We start from the raw sequence: 15,805 nt of genomic DNA on the forward strand, positions 1-15,805 counted from the left end.
TTCTTGCACTGGCGATAGGTCAGCACTACGCCTAGGCTGAACGCGCATCAAACGGGATCCAAATGACACGCAGAATGACGCCGCTTGAGCTGATGACCAAGCTCATCAGTTTTCCGACAGTGAGCCGCGACACCAACTTGCCCTTGGTGGATTGGGTCGAGGGGTATCTGAACGACCACGGCATTTCGGCGCATCGGTATTATCACCCGGAGGAGCCCAAGGCGGCCCTTTACGCCCATGTCGGTCCCGAGGTTGAAGGGGCTGTTGTTCTGTCCGGCCACACGGATGTCGTGCCTGTGGATGGGCAGCCCTGGGACACTGATCCGTTTGTGGTGACCGAAAAGGACGGAAAGTATTTCGGACGAGGCACATGCGACATGAAAGGGTTCGATGCGCTTGCCCTTTGGGCGCTGGTGGAGGCGCATTATGCGCGTGTAAAAACACCTTTGCAGCTGGCGCTAAGCTTCGATGAGGAGATCGGGTGTTTGGGTGCACCACCGATGATCAAGGCCATGCAAGGTGTTGTGCCCAAGGGTGGTCCGGTCATCGTCGGCGAACCTTCGATGATGAAAGCCGTGACAGGCCACAAGGGCGGGCAGGGGTTTGACACGCATGTGGTGGGCTTCGAAGTGCATTCGTCCCTGCTTCCCCAAGGGGTAAGCGCGATCCTTGAGGGTGCAAAGATCATCGACTTTGCCAACCAGCGGAATGCCGAGAACATGGCGGCTGAACCTTCGACGCTGGCGGCTATGTTCGACCCGCCCTTTACAACGTGGCATGTCGGGCAGGTACACGGCGGAACGGCGCACAATATCACGGCCAAGGACTGTCACTTCGCGATGGATTTTCGCGCAGTCCCGGGGGATGACTTGGTTGCCCTGAAAGAGGGTTATCTGGCCCATGTTGCAGAGATTGAAAAAGGGATGAAAGCCATACATCCCGAGACCCGGGTCGAGATCGAAACCCGGTTTGATGTGCCGCCATTGAAACCGGAAGAGGACGGTGAAGCCGAGGGACTTGCACGCGCCATTACAGGCGACAATGGCACCCATGTGGTCAGCTACGGAACCGAGGCTGGGCAGTTCCAGGCAGCCGGTTACTCTGCGGTGGTCTGTGGACCGGGCGACATTGCGCAGGCGCACCAGCCCAACGAGTTTATCACTATCGCCCAGTTCGAAGCCGGGCACGCATTCATGCGTGATCTGGTGGCGCGCCTTGCTTAGGGCACGGGGACACAAGGCGCGAAACGGTCCGGAGCCTGTGCAGTGTTGTCTTTGGCGAATGAAACCTGGTGCAACACCTATCGGTTTGGCATGACCGGTTTCCCTATCGACGATGCAACCCCCGTGACCTGGCCCGGCCCACCGCCGGAAGAGACAGATGTGGTGGTGATTGGCGGCGGTGTCATCGGCGTCTGCACTGCCTTGTATCTGGCTGAATCCGGACAACGAGTCGTTCTTTTGGAAAAGGGCCGCATTGCCGGGGAACAGTCCAGCCGCAATTGGGGGTGGATTCGTCAGCAGGGGCGCGATCCGGACGAATTGCCCATCATGGTCGAGGCCAACCGCCTGTGGCGCGATCTGGCCCAGCGAACCAATGTCGATATCGGTCTGACGCAAGGTGGGGTGACTTACCTGGCGAAAACGGATGCCGAAATGGCGCGCTATTCCGATTGGATACACCACGCCGCAGCGCATGATGTGGATAGCCGCCTGCTGCGCGCAGGCGAAGTGGCCGACCTTATCCCAGGGATGTCGCGGGGCTATGCTGGCGCGCTCTATACCGCATCTGACATGCGGGCCGAACCTTGGGTGGCCGTGCCAGCGCTGGCGGGCGTTGCCGCGCGTGCAGGTGCAACCATTGTTGAGAACTGCGCGGTTCGGGCACTCGATATACAGGCGGGTCGCGTTGCGGGGGTTGTCACCGAACAGTGTCGGATCGCAGCGCATGAAGTGGTCCTTGCGGGGGGCGCCTGGTCCGCATTGCTGCTTCGCCGTCACGGTATTGCGTTACCGCAGCTGTCGGTGCGTGCGACTGTTGCCGCCACTGATCCACTGCCGATGGTATTTCCCGGCGGTGCTGCTGATGACGGGATTGCATTCCGACCGCGCAAGGATGGGGGCTATTCCCTTGCTGCAGGTGGGTTTCACGAATTGTTCGTTGGGCCGGATGCGTTTCGGGCCCTGCCGAAATACCTGGCACAATTGCGCGCCGATCCGTTCGGCACGCGGTTCCTGCCAGCCGCACCGCGTGGGTATCCCGATGCGTGGTCAACGCCGCGCCGTTGGGATGCCGATGGTCCAAGCCCGTTCGAAACGATGCGCATTCTCAACCCGGCACCCAATCGCCGCAAGGTTGCGCAATTGACCAGCAGGTTTCACGCGCTGTTCCCCGATATTGGCCCCGTGCGGATCAAGACCGCATGGTCGGGCATGATTGACACCATGCCCGACGTAGTTCCGGTCGTGGATCGGGTGGCTGCATTGCCCGGGCTGACAATTGGCACAGGGATGAGTGGTCATGGTTTCGGTATTGGACCGGGTATGGGAAAGGTGTTGGCCGCTCTGGTCATGGGCGACGATCCGGGTCATGATCTGACACGGTTCCGCCTGAGCCGTTTTTCCGATGGCAGCAAGATGCGCCTCGGCCCATCTGTCTGACAGGATCACACTATGCCCATCAAGAATCGCCTTGCTGAGACCCACGCTGAGATCACGGGCTGGCGTCGCCACCTGCACGCGCATCCGGAACTGGATTTCGACGTGCATGAAACGGCGGCTTTCGTTGTGGAACGGCTGCGAGACTTCGGTGTTGACGACATCACAACGGGCATCGGCAAGACCGGCGTGGTTGCAGTCATCAAGGGCCGTACGGACACGAAGGGTCGCGTCGTTGGTCTGCGCGCCGATATGGATGCACTTCCGATCGAAGAAGCAACCGGGCTTGACTACGCGTCGAAGCACCCGGGCAAGATGCATGCTTGCGGCCATGACGGGCACACGTCGATCCTGCTCGGGGCAGCGCAATATCTGGCTGAGACGCGGAACTTTGACGGCACGGTTGTGCTCGCCTTCCAACCTGCCGAGGAAGGTGGCGGCGGGGGGCGCGAGATGGTCAATGACGGGCTGATTGATCGCTGGGGCATTCAGGAAGTGTATGGTCTGCACAACATGCCGGGTCTGCCCACGGGCAGCTTTGCCATTCGGCCCGGGGCTTTGCTGGCCTCCGCCGATGAATTCGAGGTCACGGTAACGGGCAAAGGCGGCCACGCCGCCGCGCCACACCAGTCCATCGACCCCAACGTGGCGGCGGCCCATATCATCCTTGGCTTGCAAAGTATTGCGAGCCGGAACGTGGACCCGCTCGCCTCGGCCGTTGTGTCGGTGTGCGCGCTGCATTCCGACATCGACACGCACAACATCATCCCACAGGTCACACGGATGACCGGTACGGTTCGCGCACTGGACTCAGAGGTGAGGGATTTCGTGGAAGAGCGGGTGACCGAGATCGTAACCGCCACAGCTCAAGCCTACCAATGTGAAGCCAAGGTGGACTACACCGTTGGGTATCCTGTGACCATTAACCATGATGAACATACAGAATATGCGGCGGCGGCTGCCCGCGCCGTGGCCGGGGACGTAATTACCGATATCCCGCCCATCATGGCAGCCGAGGATTTCTCGTTCATGTTAAATGCCTGTCCCGGTGCCTATATCATGCTGGGGAATGGAGATGGGCCGATGGTGCATCACCCCGAATATCAATTCGATGACGAAGCTATTCCCGCAGGCGCCAGCTGGTTCGTGGAACTGGTCGAACAACGTATGCCTGCGCAGTAAACAAAGGACGCATGAATGCCCATAAAGAACCGCTTTGCCGAAATGCACGCCGACATCACTGCGTGGCGACGTGACATCCATCAGCATCCCGAAATTCTGTTCGATACCCATCGCACCAGCGCGCTGGTGGCCGAAAAGCTGCGCGCTTTTGGCTGTGATGAAGTGGTTGAAGGGATCGGACGCACCGGCGTCGTGGGCGTGATCAAAGGGAAGGCTGATGGATCGGGCAAGGTCATTGGTCTGCGCGCAGATATGGATGCGCTGCCGATCCATGAGGCGACAGGCGTAGAATATGCGTCGAAAACCGACGGGGCAATGCATGCCTGCGGCCATGATGGGCACACGGCGATGCTGCTTGGGGCCGCGCAGTATCTTTCGGAAACGCGGAACTTCGACGGATCGGTTGTCGTGATCTTCCAGCCTGCGGAAGAGGGTGGCGGCGGCGGTCGCGAGATGTGCAACGACGGCATGATGGATCGGTGGGGCATTCACGAAGTCTATGGCATGCACAACTGGCCGGGTCGGCCTGTGGGCGAGTTTTCTATCCGTCCGGGGCCGTTTTTTGCGGCAACCGATCTGCTTGAAATCGAGTTCGAAGGTCTTGGCGGACATGCTGCCAAGCCGCACGAGACAATCGATACGACCCTGATGGCGTCTCATGCCGTGACGATGCTGCAATCGATCGTGAGCCGCAATGCGGACCCGATCGACCGGATCGTGGTGTCCATCACGTCGTTCGAGACATCGTCTAAGGCGTTTAACGTGATCCCGCAAACGGTGCAGATCATGGGCACGGTACGCACCATGAGTGCCGAGGCGCGCGATCTGGCCGAAAAGCGGGTGGTGGAAATCTGTGAGGGTGTTGCCAGCACCTTTGGCGGCGTGGCGCGGGTGAATTACAACCGGAACTACCCGGTGATGGTGAACCATGACGAGCAGACGGAATTTGCTGCTGACGTGGCGCGGTCGGTGTCAGGGCACTGCGAGGAGGCGCCTTTGGTCATGGGGGGCGAGGATTTCGCATTTATGCTGGAAGAGCGGCCCGGGGCTTACATCCTTGTTGGCAATGGCGACACGGCGATGGTTCATCACCCGGAATACAACTTCAATGATGAGGCGATCCCTGCCGGGTGTTCATGGTGGGCGGAGATTGTGGAGCAGCGGTTACCAATTGCGTCGTGACGGCGTGTGACGCTCCTGCCTTTGGCAGATCGCCCCACCCACCGTCCCTTCAGGTGCTTAGAAGATCTCTGTAGATCGCGATGATTGCGTCCGCTTCCTGCTGAAGCTGGAAGTGGTCGACCATGTGCTTGCGGGCATTGTTCGACCATTCGGTTAGTTTGTCTGGATTGGTCAGCAGCGCGGTCGATGCATCCACCATCTGGTCCACATCTCCAGCGTCGATGAGCGTGCCTGTTTGTCCGTCAACGATCAACTCTTCGAACGCGCCGACGCGGGTTGCAATGGCGGGCGCACCGCAGGCCATGGCCTCAAGTGGTGTGAGGCCGAAGCCTTCCCACCGTTGGGGTGCGATATAGATGTCGAGGGCCTGGTAGAAGCGGGTGGTTTCCCAGACGGGAACCTCCGGCAGAAAGAGCAGCCGATCAGCGAGGTCGGCTGCCTGCACACGCGCTTTGAGGTCGTCGAGAAAGCTTTGATCCTTGTCGACGGCCCGGCCCATGACAATGGCGGCAGCCCGTTGATGATCGTTCAACACCCGGATCATTGCATCAACGAAGACATCCGTGCCCTTCTGCGCCCGAATGCGCCCGAAACAGCCCATGAGTGGACCATGTGGCAACCCGAGTTCTGACCTGAGTGCTGCCTTGTCCGGATGCGGCACAAAGGTGTTGGTGTCGATACCATGGTGGATAACCGTGGCACCGCGCTCAAGATAGCTGGCCGTCTTAGCAGACGTGGCAATGATCGCGTCCATGCGTGCGATCAGCGCCTTGGTCAGCCCCGTATGGTGGCGTTGGCTGGCTGAGGTAAACAGCAGCTTGAGCCGCTTTCCCAGCAGCCCGCGCAGGGCCAGGCCAGCGATCATTTCGACATTGCGCCGTGCATGCCAGACCCGTGCGCCGGACGGACCGCTGCGCGGCATGTTCAGAAGGCGGGACCATGGGACATTTGGTACGTCGTCCGGCATTTCGGGGGCGCAGGCGGTAATGGCGATGGACTGCGCTTGCAGCGGCACCAGCCGCGCAACGGTGGCTGTTACACCCGAAAGCCGTCGTTTGAAGTTTGGCGCAATAACGTCGATGTCAGCAAGGTCAGGCATGAGGGTCCATAGCCTGACCATCCATCAGAGAGAAGAGGCGGTGCGCAATCGCATCCAGCGCTTCGGTGCCCGTAGGGGCAAGTGGGCGGGCGTTGGCGGCCAGTTGCGCGGCGCGGCTTGGGTGGGTGAGGAGTGTGTCGATCTCTGCGGCGAGTGTGGCGCTGTCTGTCACTTGCACGCTCGCGTCCTTCATCTGGAAAGCGGCGTAGGCCTCCGCGAAGTTTGCGTAGTTCGGTCCGTGCACGATGGCTGTGTGTGCGGCCGCCGGTTCGAACGGCGTGTGGCCTCCGACATCCGAGAAAGAGCCGCCGAGAAACACGATTGGACTGAGCGCGTACCAAAGGTCTGTCTCGCCCATCGTGTCGGCGAGATAGACTTGCGCAGGTGCGTCCAAACTCTGCCCCATGCTGCGCTGTGCGACGCTTAGGTTGGACTCACCGATCAAGGGCAGGATATCGGTGGCCCGTTCTGGATGGCGTGGCACAAGGATCAGGTACAGGTTCGGGTGCGACTTCAGTAGCACGTTGTGGGCAGCCAGCACCTGTTCTTCTTCGCCGGGATGGGTTGAGGCTGCGACCCAGACAGGTCGTCCTCCCAGCGCGCCGTGTGCCGCATCCAACTCTTCCGGTTTGACGCGGGGCGCTCCGAGGATGGATTTGAGGTTGGTGCCCTGTTCAGCCTCAATGAGCCCCATATCCCGCAAGTGGTCACGGCTCCGCCTGTCCTGGCAATGCGCCCAGGTAATCCCGCGCAGAACATAGGACGCGGTGGTTGGAAATTTTTTCCACCCATCCGCGCTGCGATCTGACAAGCGGGCATTGAGCAGTGCAACGGGCAAATCCCGTTGCGCGCAGATATCCAACAGGTTGGGCCATAACTCGGATTCGACCAGTACACACAAGTCGGGGCGCCAACGGTTCAGAAAGCGGGTGAGGGGACCCATGCCGTCCAGGGGACTGAACTGGTGCAGGACGCCTGTGGGCAGATGACGAGCAACAGCTTCGGCTGAAGTGGCGGTGCCCGACGTCAGCAGCACTTGCACATCCGGAGCCACATCGCGGATGCGCTTGATCAGCGGCAGCACCGATTTTGCTTCGCCCACCGAAGCGCCATGAAACCAGATCAATGGTCCAAGCGGACGTTCAGCACTGGAGTGTCCCAGCCGTTCATGCGCGCGATCCACGGTAACCCCAGCCCGCCGCAATTTGTTTACAGCAGAGCGCGCGGCAAAGGGCAGGGCCACCGCGCTGAGGGCGCGGTAAAGCCGGAACAGGGCCGTGGGGTGCATGGGCGTCCTAGCCGCCCGTATGGCTCATGTGCCGGGGCATCTGCCCATCCAGCCTTTGACGAGAATAGTCGAAATCATGTCCCTTGGGCTTGAGGGCAATGGCCGCCCGAATGGCCTCCTTGAGCGGGCCGTCGTCCTCTGGAAAATCACGCAAGGGCGCGCGCAGGTCGGCCATATCTTCCTGACCAAGGCACATGTATATCTCGCCCGTGCACGTGATCCGCACGCGGTTGCAGCTTTCGCAGAAATTGTGGCTCAGCGGGGTGATGAAGCCGATCTTTTGGCCCGTTTCTTCCAGTCGGACATAGCGGGCGGGGCCGCCTGTGCGTTCGGCGAGATCGGTGACGGTGTAGTGTTCAGCGTAGCGCGCGCGCACATCCTTCAGTGACCAGTATTGGCCCAACCGGTCCTCGTTGCCGATGTCGCCCATGGGCATGACCTCAATCCAGGTGAGGTCCATGTCGCGTTCAGCGCACCATTGGGTGATGGTCGGCAACTCGTCTTCGTTGAAGCCCTTGAGTGCGACGGCGTTGATCTTGATCCGCAGGCCGGCTGCCTGAGCTGCATCAATGCCGCGCAGCACCTGGGGCAGGCGGCCCCAGCGTGTGATGTCGGCGAATTTACCCTCGTCCAGAGTATCCAGCGATACGTTCACCCGACGGACACCCGCAGCATAGAGATCCTTGGCGAAACGCTCCAGCTGACTGCCATTTGTCGTGAGCGTCAGTTCCTTGAGCGATCCCGCATCGAGATGCCGACCCATGCCGTTGAAGAACGTCATGATGTCCCGCCGCACCAGCGGTTCGCCGCCTGTAATGCGCAGTTTTTGCACGCCGAGGTCGACAAAGGTCGAACACATGCGGTCCAGTTCTTCCAGTGTAAGCAACTCTTTCTTGGGCAGAAAGGTCATGTTTTCCGACATGCAATATACGCAGCGAAAATCGCACCGGTCGGTAACGGATACGCGCAGATAGGTGATGGCGCGCTGGAAGGGGTCGATCAAAGGGGCTGTCATAGGTTAATTGGTATGCATCGCGCGGCCTACCTGCAAGGGGCATTGCGCGACAATGGACCAAAGTCGAGGTATGCGAATGCGCTGGTTTATGTTGAGTGTCTGCGTTCTGAGTGTGGCGGGATGCGATGCGCTGCCCCAATGGGCGGGCGGTGCCAGGCCTGCACCAACGGTGGAGCAACCGGGCGATGAACAGGCCGAAGGGCTGGCACCTGATGCGGAGACAGCGGTTGACGAACAGTCTTCTGAAGCGCCTGATGACGCGGCCGAGGTGTCGATTGGAACACTTGGGCGCACCGTTGCATCGCTTGGGAACGCCGCTGAACCGGGGCTGTGGTTGAAGACGCCGCTGGTGTCCGTCGAACAGTCTGGACGTGTGTATTATGCAGAAACCAACACGACCGTGGACGTCACATTGATACCCATTGATGGACCCAGCACGGCCGGAAGTCGCTTGTCCCTTCAAGCGATGCAAGCGCTGGGTGCGCCTTTGACCGGACTGCCGGAAGTGGATGTTTTTGGCGCGTAGCGCTAGGCTTTCAGAGGTACTTTCCCGCCTCACGCCGCGCAAAGGGTTTCATCGCATCACCGTATGTTGCCAAGAATTCTGTGGCGCGCGGGACGTCGTGTTTTGAAAGCTCACGCACCCACCATGCAATCGCTTTCTGGATGAACCACGTCTGATCCGGCACATAGGTTGCGGCCCAGCCCAGTACGCGGTCACGTATTTCAATGTCCTGCGGCTTGGGATTGTTCTGCTTGGTCCACGGGAGGGTAATGACCAGAGCCGCCCGACGCGTCCACATGTGATCCGAGCCTGTCCAGGCTTCGACTTGATCCGCTCGTGTTGGGTCAGCGACAAGCCGTTTTTGACCCGCCATGCAGGCGTGATCGGCGATGGCCCAGCTGTCGAAGTCGGGAACCCATGACGCAATCAGAGCCCAGGCATCCTCGTCGGGCCGGATCCGCGCTTGTGTCAGCAGCTTGGCGGCAGCAACGCGCGCTTCGTAAACGTCTGTTTGCCAAAGCCCGTCAGCCAGGGTGATGCGCGCCGGCACGTCCAGCGCTTGCCGCCATTGCTTGGACAGGTCGTTCAGAACCGGGTTCGGCACGCCTAAATGCAGCCGGTCAGACTTGTGATAGGCTTTGGCGCCCGCTGCACGTTCGACATCGGCATGCGCATTTATCTGATCCAGTGCCTCTTCGGGGGTCATTCCACGGTCACGGATTTGGCGAGGTTGCGGGGCTGATCCACATCGGTGCCTTTGGCGACAGCAGTGTGATAGGCCAGCAACTGCGCGGGCAGGGCATAGAGGATGGGTGCGACGATATCCGGACAGTCGGGCATGGCGATCTCTGACCAAACGCCATCCCCGGCTTCGGCAATACCGGCCGCGTTCGAGACCAGAACCACTTTGCCCTTACGAGCCATGACTTCCTGCATGTTTGACACCGTCTTGTCGAACAGCCCGTCCTTGGGCGCCATGACAACCACCGGAACATGTTTGTCGACCAACGCAATAGGGCCGTGCTTTAGTTCGCCTGATGCATAAGCTTCAGCATGTATATAGCTGATTTCTTTTAGTTTAAGCGCGCCTTCCAAAGCGAGTGGGTACATGACGCCACGCCCGAGGAACAGGATATCCCGCGCCTCGGCCAGCTTGCGTGCCGTGCGCTTCATCACGGCGCTTCGGTCGATGCCATGTGTCATCAGCGATGGCAGGCTGCGCAGTGCCGATACATGATCGGCGAAGGTTGCAGCATCGATTTCTCCGCGATCTCGCGCCGCGCGCAGGGCCAACATCAATAGAACCGTCAACTGGCAGGTGAACGCCTTGGTCGACGCCACGCCAACTTCGACCCCTGCATGGATCGGCAGGGCGAGGTCGCTTTCGCGGGCAATCGAGCTTTCGGGGACGTTGATCACGGATACGATCTTGTCCGCCTTGCCGTCGCAATAGCGCAGGGCGGCAAGGGTGTCCGCCGTTTCGCCCGACTGGCTGACAAACAGGGCCAGCGTCTTGCCGGGGATGGGTGGCTCACGGTAGCGGAATTCGGACGCGACATCGACCTCGACCGGCAGGCGAGCGATCTGTTCGAACCAGTACTTTGCGGTCAGGCAGGCGTAGTATGCAGTGCCGCAAGCAACCATGGTCAGCCGCTCAATGTTTTTGAAGTCGATGCCGGGGTCGGGCAGGGTGATTTCGCCATCGCTGCCCAGATAATTGGCAAGCGTATTGTTCAGAACATTGGGCTGTTCCGCGATTTCCTTGGCCATGAAGTGCTTGTGACCGGCTTTGTCCACGCGGGCCGCATCGATCTGGATTTGACGTACCGCCCGGTTGGCCAAAGTGCCGTTGGCATCCCGGATCTCGACCCCCTGGCGGGTAACAACCGCGCGGTCGCCTTCCTCCAGGTAGGTGATGCGATCGGTCAGGGGGGCCAACGCGATGGCATCTGACCCGACAAACATCTCACCCTCACCATGACCAATGGCAAGGGGGGAGCCCTTGCGTGCGGCGATAATCAGATCGTCGTGACCATCAAAAAGAAAGGCGAGGGCGAATGCGCCCTCAAGCCGGTCCAGTGTTTTGAACGCGGCCTCAACTGGCTCGGCACCTTGCTGCATGTGGTGATGCGTCATCAGGGCGACGGTTTCGGTGTCTGTCTCGGTCTCGAAGCTGATCCCGGCGTCGGCCAGTTCAGCACGCAATTCGCGGAAGTTTTCGATGATACCGTTGTGCACGACGGCAACCGGACCGGCGCGATGCGGGTGCGCGTTGCCCTCGCTTGGGCCGCCATGTGTGGCCCAGCGGGTGTGACCTATCCCCGCTTTCCCAGCCAGGGGTTCATGCACCAACTTGTCGCTCAGGTTCACGAGCTTGCCAACGGCACGGCGCCGGTCCAGGACACCACCATTGATCGTCGCAATCCCGGCACTGTCATAGCCACGGTATTCGAGCCGCTTCAGCGCCTCGACCAAAATGGGGGCCACTTCATGATCGCCCAGAACGCCTACAATTCCACACATTTAACTGCCTCTGCTCTGACGGGCCTTCTTGGCGCGCAACATTTCAAAGAGTTTGCGGGCCATACCCGGTTTTTCGACTTGCGGCGCGCGGGCGATGGCAAGAGCGCCATCCTCCACATCGGATGTGATGACCGAGCCGGAGCCGGTCATTGCCTCATCACCGACGGACACAGGCGCCACAAGCATCGTGTTGGACCCGATAAAGGCACGCGCACCGATTTCGGTCCGGTGTTTCATGACGCCGTCGTAGTTGCAGGTGATGGTCCCCGCGCCGATATTGCTGGCCTCGCCCACCGACGCGTCACCGATATAAGACAGGTGATTGACCTTGGCCCCGGTGGCCAGTGTCGCGTTCTTGACCTCGACGAAATTGCCGATGCGCACATCCTCGGCCAGCTCGGCACCGGGCCGCAGACGGGCATAAGGGCCGACGATTGCACCGCGCGATACGTGGCACCCCTCCAGATGCGAGAAGGCGCGGATGGTTGCGCCGCTTTCAACGGTCACGTCAGGGCCGAAGACCACATTTGGCTCGATCAAAGCATCCCGCCCGACGACGGTGTCAAAGGACAGATAAACCGTGTCGGGGGCCATCACTGTCACGCCGCTGTCCAGCAATTGAGCGCGCGCGCGGGTCTGAAAGATGGCGTCGGCCTCCGCAAGGTCAGAGCGGCTATCGACACCCAGGGTTTCGGCCTCATCGCACTTCACCGCCGTGACCTTCAGTCCGCGCGCATTGGCCAGTTCTGGCACGGCAGTTAGGTAGTATTCGCCTGATGCGTTGTCGTTTGTGACCTCAGACAGAAGCTCGAACAGCACCTTTGCGTCACAGGCCATCAATCCGCTGTTGGTAAAGCGGATGGCCCGTTCGTCTTCGGTGGCGTCCTTGTATTCGACGATCTTGATCAGGCGGTCCCCGTCCATGACCAGACGTCCGTAGCGGGGCTGCAGCTCGGCGATGTCAAAGCCCAGTACGACGACATCGTGGGTGCGCCGGGCCTCAACCATACGGGTGAGGGTGTCGGGTTGCAGAAAGGGTGTGTCACCAAAAACGACAACCACGTCGCCCTCAAATCCTTCAAGCGCTGCGCGGGCCTGATCCACAGCATGGCCGGTGCCAAGCTGTTCTTTCTGAAGCACCACCTGAACGCTTGGGTCAAAATCCATCGCTGACGCGCGCACCTGATCGCTGCCGTGTCCTGCGACCACGATTGTGTGTGCGGGTTCGAGGGCTGATCCGGCCCTGAGCGTGTGGTGTAGCATCGGGGCGCCAGCAATGGGATGAAGGACCTTGGGCAGGTCCGATTTCATCCGTGTGCCTTTGCCCGCGGCCAGGATGATTAGTGCAACGCTCATGGCTTTCTCTTTGTATTTTTGTTTGGCCCTGTTTATCCGCTGGGCGCAAAGGCGCAAGCGTGCGGCAATCAAAGAAGATTTCGGCTTGCAACAGGAACGGGCGGTCATCCGCCAGAAGGGGCGACACATGGCGGCAGTGATTTTCGATCTCGATGGCACATTGGCAGACACCAGCGGGGACCTGTTGGCCGCAGCCAATCACTGTTTTCGCGACATGGGTTTGGGTGATATTCTGGGGCCGGATGATGCGGGTGTGGCGCTGCGGGGTGGCCGCATGATGCTGCGCACTGGCCTGACACGCGTGGAGCAGATGGATGATGCGATGGTCGATAAATACTACCCGCTGCTTCTCGAAGCCTATGCGGCGGATATCAGCAGTCGCACAACACTGTACCCCGGCGTTATGCAAGCTATCGCGGCCTTGTCCGATCAGGGCTATGCCATCGGCATTTGCACCAACAAACCCGAAAGGTTGGCGGAACAATTGATGCAGGACCTTGGTGTACGGGACGCCTTCGGCAGCCTGGTCGGGGCGGATACACTGCCGGTGCGCAAGCCTGATCCAGAACCTTTGTTCGAGGCAACACGCCGTTTGGGCGTCGATCAGCAGACCTGCATTCTGGTCGGCGACAGCGATACCGACCGCAACACTGCCCGCGCAGCCGGCGTGCCTTCGGTGCTGGTGACCTTTGGGCCGTCTGGCGACGACATGGCGGCCTTGGAACCCGAAGCATTGCTGGATGACTATTCTGCACTGCCCAGCGTTGTCACCACGCTGCGTCCACTGGCGTAATCCCGCAGGTTCGCTTTCGGAACATGAAATAAGTGGCAGATGTCTTGACGGGTTCTGCGCCACATCTCACAAACACCACCATGACAGAGCATTTTACCGGCAGTTTCACCCAGCAAGAGCCCATTCCCGAAGCAGGGATCGAGGCGGCGATTGCAGTTATGCGGCATGGCCGCCTGCACCGATACAATACGGTCGAAGGTGAGTTGTCGGAAACGGCGCTGCTGGAACAGGAGTTTGCAGCCGAGGTCGGCGCGCAATACTGCCTTGCCGTGGCATCGGGCGGGTATGCCATGGCGACGGCCCTGCGTGCGGTCGGGGTGCAGGCAGGGGAGAAGGTGCTGTCAAATGCCTTTACCCTCGCGCCGGTGCCTGGTGCGATTGCATCGCTTGGTGCCGTGCCTGTGTTTGTTGGGGTGACTGAAAGCCTGACCATCGATCTGGACGATCTCGAAGGCAAGTTGGACCAGGCCAAGGTGCTTCTGCTCAGTCACATGCGCGGGCATATCTGCGATATGGACCGCTTGATGGTCATGTGCAACGCCGCTGGCGTGACGGTGGTCGAGGATTGCGCCCACACCATGGGGGCCGCATGGAACGGTGTGGCCTCGGGGCGACACGGGGCTATCGGATGTTATTCGTGCCAGACATACAAACATGTCAATTCGGGCGAGGGCGGATTTCTGGTCACCGACGACCCGCATCTTGCTGCCAAGGCCGTAATGCTGTCCGGCAGCTACATGCTGTTCGAGCGTCACCTTGCCGCCCCGCCGAAAGAGGCGTTCGACGACATCAAATACCACACACCCAACATCTCAGGGCGTATGGACAACCTGCGCGCAGCAATCCTGCGCCCACAGATTGCGGATATTGCAACGCAGTGTCAGCGCTGGAACGACCGCTACTATGCGATTGAGGACGGTTTGCGTGACACGCCCGGCCTGACCGTAATTGATCGTCCCAAGGCAGAAACGATTGTTGGGTCGTCCATTCAGTTTCTTTTGCTGGATTGGGCTGCATCTGCGGTGCGCGAAGTCATTAGCCGATGCGGTGCACGTGGTGTTGAATTGAAGTGGTTCGGCGCAGCAGAACCGGTTGCGTTCACCAGTCGCTATGACAGCTGGCGCTACGCCCCTTCAAAACCGATGGCGGCAAGTGACCGGGTGCTGGCGGGCATCGTGGACATGCGTGTTCCCTTGACGTTCAGTCTGGAAGACTGCGCGTTGATTGCCCGGATCATTCGGGACGAAGTCACCCGTATCAACAATCGCATGACGGCCTGAACGTGGGTAAATAGGCGGATGGGCGCCGCTCTAGCGGGCTCAAATGCTTTGTCCGGACACGAATTGGCGTGCGTCCCGGCACGTTGGTGATAGCATTTGGTGCATTCCGTGCGGCCTATGACCGGCAGCACGACATTGACCAAAAGTTATCAACGATGCGCAGAGAAAAGAAATCTGAAACCCTCGAAGTTCGGGTGAGCCTGAGTGAAAAATCCGCCTTTGCAGCCCGCGCGGCTGCGCGAGGCGAATCTATGAGTGCTGCGCTGCGCAGGCTGATTGCAGAAGATGCCGTGCCTCATCTTTTATCCAATGAGGTTCCCATGTGGCGCAAATTCATCTTTGCCGGTGCGCCGGCTGCCCTTACTGCTTCTGTCCTGATCGCTGTCTCTCTTGCCGGAGCGGAAGCCAAAACTGATTTCAAGGGCAACTTTCGCTCCTTGGATACCAATCGGGATGGTGTGGTCGACCGCGCAGAACTTGTGGCGGACATGACATATCAAATTGCACAGGCAGACATTCCACGTGCGTGCAAAGGCACGCAATGGGAAGAACGCTGGACCGCCACACCCGAGAAGTTGGCCGATGGGCATATGGAATTTTATGACGCAAATGGTGACGGGGAAGTGACGCTGAAGGAATACATAGCCTCCTTTGAACGTCAGAGAGCAAACGACTTCGTTGATGCAGACACGGACAACAGCGGCTTTGTCACCCTGAGCGAGCTTGAAGCGGCGTATCGTTTGGATGAAGCCAAAGTGAGTGCCAAATGCCGTGCGGCAATCGGGATGCAGAGCGCGGCAAAAGCCCCTGACATCCTCGAGTTTCTGGACGCCGATGGCGATGGCCACGTGAGTCTGCGGGAATTCGTGGACCACTGACCGGGACTCGACACTGAAATCCTTCCTCGCTATTATTGAACGTGCGT

At 59.9% G+C, this 15,805-nt stretch carries 14 protein-coding genes; 8 read left to right on the plus strand and 6 right to left on the minus strand.

Features of this window, described 5'->3' with window-relative positions; all coding sequences use genetic code 11:
- Window positions 1-62 precede the first annotated feature (62 nt).
- The 4 genes from argE to Q1A51_RS08170 all read left to right on the plus strand — a co-directional run bounded on the left by argE (window position 63) and on the right by Q1A51_RS08170 (window position 5,021).
- On the plus strand, window positions 63-1,223 hold the full coding sequence (argE, locus tag Q1A51_RS08155; protein ID WP_299597560.1) for an acetylornithine deacetylase: 1,161 nt from the start codon (window positions 63-65) through the stop codon (window positions 1,221-1,223).
- A 90-nt stretch (window positions 1,224-1,313) separates the two neighbouring features.
- Window positions 1,314-2,660 (plus strand): FAD-dependent oxidoreductase, encoded by a 1,347-nt coding sequence (locus Q1A51_RS08160; RefSeq protein ID WP_299597557.1) that lies wholly within the window; start codon window positions 1,314-1,316, stop codon window positions 2,658-2,660.
- 12 nt (window positions 2,661-2,672) lie between these two features.
- Window positions 2,673-3,839, plus strand: coding sequence for a M20 aminoacylase family protein (locus Q1A51_RS08165; RefSeq protein WP_299597554.1), 1,167 nt, complete (start codon window positions 2,673-2,675; stop codon window positions 3,837-3,839).
- Between the two features lie 15 nt (window positions 3,840-3,854).
- Window positions 3,855-5,021: a M20 aminoacylase family protein gene (locus Q1A51_RS08170; protein WP_299597551.1), complete on the plus strand. Its 1,167-nt coding sequence runs from the start codon at window positions 3,855-3,857 to the stop codon at window positions 5,019-5,021.
- Window positions 5,022-5,070: 49 nt separating this feature from the next.
- Here the strand turns inward: Q1A51_RS08170 and Q1A51_RS08175 are convergent, their stop codons facing one another.
- The 3 genes from Q1A51_RS08175 to moaA are packed head-to-tail and all read right to left on the minus strand — an operon-like array spanning window position 5,071 to window position 8,423.
- Window positions 5,071-6,120, minus strand: a complete 1,050-nt coding sequence (locus tag Q1A51_RS08175) for a glycosyltransferase family 4 protein (RefSeq protein WP_299597548.1) — start codon at window positions 6,118-6,120, stop codon at window positions 5,071-5,073.
- Window positions 6,113-7,408, minus strand: coding sequence for a 3-deoxy-D-manno-octulosonic acid transferase (locus Q1A51_RS08180; protein ID WP_299597545.1), 1,296 nt, complete (start codon window positions 7,406-7,408; stop codon window positions 6,113-6,115). Before Q1A51_RS08180 ends, Q1A51_RS08175 begins: the two co-directional genes overlap by 8 nt.
- A 7-nt stretch (window positions 7,409-7,415) precedes the next feature.
- Window positions 7,416-8,423, minus strand: coding sequence for a GTP 3',8-cyclase MoaA (gene moaA, locus Q1A51_RS08185; RefSeq protein ID WP_299200677.1), 1,008 nt, complete (start codon window positions 8,421-8,423; stop codon window positions 7,416-7,418).
- A gap of 76 nt (window positions 8,424-8,499) precedes the next feature.
- Here moaA and Q1A51_RS08190 point away from each other — a divergent pair, with 76 nt between their 5' ends.
- Complete coding sequence (locus Q1A51_RS08190; RefSeq protein ID WP_299597541.1) at window positions 8,500-8,949, plus strand: hypothetical protein; 450 nt, start codon at window positions 8,500-8,502, stop codon at window positions 8,947-8,949.
- Window positions 8,950-8,959: 10 nt separating this feature from the next.
- Here the strand turns inward: Q1A51_RS08190 and Q1A51_RS08195 are convergent, their stop codons facing one another.
- Genes Q1A51_RS08195 through glmU form a run of 3 tightly spaced genes read right to left on the minus strand, consistent with a single transcriptional unit; the run spans window position 8,960 to window position 12,807 of the window.
- On the minus strand, window positions 8,960-9,634 hold the full coding sequence (locus Q1A51_RS08195) for a DNA alkylation repair protein (RefSeq protein WP_299597539.1): 675 nt from the start codon (window positions 9,632-9,634) through the stop codon (window positions 8,960-8,962).
- Window positions 9,631-11,451, minus strand: coding sequence for a glutamine--fructose-6-phosphate transaminase (isomerizing) (glmS, locus tag Q1A51_RS08200; protein WP_299597537.1), 1,821 nt, complete (start codon window positions 11,449-11,451; stop codon window positions 9,631-9,633). The genes Q1A51_RS08195 and glmS overlap by 4 nt, the downstream gene beginning before the upstream one ends.
- Window positions 11,452-12,807 carry a bifunctional UDP-N-acetylglucosamine diphosphorylase/glucosamine-1-phosphate N-acetyltransferase GlmU gene (glmU, locus tag Q1A51_RS08205; RefSeq protein WP_299597534.1) on the minus strand — a complete coding sequence of 452 codons (1,356 nt, stop codon included), beginning with the start codon at window positions 12,805-12,807 and terminating at the stop codon, window positions 11,452-11,454.
- A gap of 127 nt (window positions 12,808-12,934) precedes the next feature.
- Between glmU and Q1A51_RS08210 the strand changes: the two genes are divergently transcribed.
- From Q1A51_RS08210 to Q1A51_RS08220, 3 genes are all read left to right on the plus strand, one after another.
- Window positions 12,935-13,600, plus strand: a complete 666-nt coding sequence (locus Q1A51_RS08210; RefSeq protein ID WP_299597531.1) for an HAD-IA family hydrolase — start codon at window positions 12,935-12,937, stop codon at window positions 13,598-13,600.
- An 80-nt stretch (window positions 13,601-13,680) separates the two neighbouring features.
- Window positions 13,681-14,880 carry a DegT/DnrJ/EryC1/StrS family aminotransferase gene (locus Q1A51_RS08215; protein WP_299597527.1) on the plus strand — a complete coding sequence of 400 codons (1,200 nt, stop codon included), beginning with the start codon at window positions 13,681-13,683 and terminating at the stop codon, window positions 14,878-14,880.
- A 155-nt stretch (window positions 14,881-15,035) separates the two neighbouring features.
- Window positions 15,036-15,758, plus strand: a complete 723-nt coding sequence (locus tag Q1A51_RS08220; protein WP_299597524.1) for an EF-hand domain-containing protein — start codon at window positions 15,036-15,038, stop codon at window positions 15,756-15,758.
- Window positions 15,759-15,805: the final 47 nt, after the last annotated feature.

Origin of the sequence: uncultured Tateyamaria sp. (genome assembly GCF_947496075.1) — a bacterium.
GTDB lineage: Bacteria > Pseudomonadota > Alphaproteobacteria > Rhodobacterales > Rhodobacteraceae > Tateyamaria.

Coding starts and splice junctions, on each gene's coding strand:
- Q1A51_RS08215 (WP_299597527.1), top strand. CDS start 13,681: ATGACAGAGCATTTTACCGGCAGTTTCACCCAGCAAGAGCCCATTCCC.
- Q1A51_RS08190 (WP_299597541.1), top strand. CDS start 8,500: ATGCGCTGGTTTATGTTGAGTGTCTGCGTTCTGAGTGTGGCGGGATGC.
- Q1A51_RS08160 (WP_299597557.1), top strand. CDS start 1,314: ATGACCGGTTTCCCTATCGACGATGCAACCCCCGTGACCTGGCCCGGC.
- Q1A51_RS08180 (WP_299597545.1), bottom strand. CDS start 7,408: ATGCACCCCACGGCCCTGTTCCGGCTTTACCGCGCCCTCAGCGCGGTG.
- argE (WP_299597560.1), top strand. CDS start 63: ATGACACGCAGAATGACGCCGCTTGAGCTGATGACCAAGCTCATCAGT.
- Q1A51_RS08210 (WP_299597531.1), top strand. CDS start 12,935: ATGGCGGCAGTGATTTTCGATCTCGATGGCACATTGGCAGACACCAGC.
- moaA (WP_299200677.1), bottom strand. CDS start 8,423: ATGACAGCCCCTTTGATCGACCCCTTCCAGCGCGCCATCACCTATCTG.
- Q1A51_RS08220 (WP_299597524.1), top strand. CDS start 15,036: ATGCGCAGAGAAAAGAAATCTGAAACCCTCGAAGTTCGGGTGAGCCTG.
- Q1A51_RS08170 (WP_299597551.1), top strand. CDS start 3,855: ATGCCCATAAAGAACCGCTTTGCCGAAATGCACGCCGACATCACTGCG.
- Q1A51_RS08195 (WP_299597539.1), bottom strand. CDS start 9,634: ATGACCCCCGAAGAGGCACTGGATCAGATAAATGCGCATGCCGATGTC.
- Q1A51_RS08175 (WP_299597548.1), bottom strand. CDS start 6,120: ATGCCTGACCTTGCTGACATCGACGTTATTGCGCCAAACTTCAAACGA.
- glmS (WP_299597537.1), bottom strand. CDS start 11,451: ATGTGTGGAATTGTAGGCGTTCTGGGCGATCATGAAGTGGCCCCCATT.
- glmU (WP_299597534.1), bottom strand. CDS start 12,807: ATGAGCGTTGCACTAATCATCCTGGCCGCGGGCAAAGGCACACGGATG.
- Q1A51_RS08165 (WP_299597554.1), top strand. CDS start 2,673: ATGCCCATCAAGAATCGCCTTGCTGAGACCCACGCTGAGATCACGGGC.